This window comes from Vibrio sp. 1078-1, from assembly GCF_033340475.1.
On the sequence record NZ_JAWOWM010000544.1, the window covers coordinates 1 to 614 of the forward strand.

A 614-nucleotide genomic window follows, 5' to 3' on the forward strand; every position below is an offset into this window, starting at 1 on the left:
GTGGTGGTTCGCTATTCGCTGCAACCAGCCGACAGAGAACACACTTTTGGGCATGGTAAGGCCGAGTCTCTCGCTGCGTTGGCACAGGCGATGTTTATCTCCGGCTCTGCGGTATTTTTGATCCTAAACGGTATCGATCGTTTCTTCAGGCCACACGAACTGAACGCGCCGGAGCTGGGTGTGTATGTCTCCTTGTTTGCGATGATGGTGACGTTTGGTTTGGTCATGTTCCAGAAACGCGTGGTACGCATCACGGGCAGCCAAGCAATCGCGGCAGATTCGTTGCACTACCAAACGGATTTATACATGAACGGGGCGATCATGGTCGCGCTTGGGCTCAGCTACTTTGGTGTAACGCAAGCGGATGCGGTCTTCGCGATTGGTATTGGTATCTTCATTCTTTACAGCGCCTTCAAAATGGTCAGCGAAGCGATTCAAACGTTGCTCGACAGAAAGCTGCCCGATGAAGAACTTGAGCAAATTAACCAAGCTTGTTTGAGCGTGAAAGGCGTGCTGGGCGTACATCAGTTGCGTACCCGTATGTCTGGTCCAACACGTTTTATTCAAGTGCATTTGGAATTGGATCACAACTTGCGTTTAATTGAGGCGCATTA

1 protein-coding gene is annotated in these 614 nt (G+C 50.5%); it reads left to right on the forward strand.

Annotated features, from left to right (window positions below; all coding sequences use genetic code 11):
• On the forward strand, nucleotides 1-614 hold a 614-nt coding region (locus R7190_RS28695), incomplete at both ends, for a cation diffusion facilitator family transporter (protein WP_318138039.1).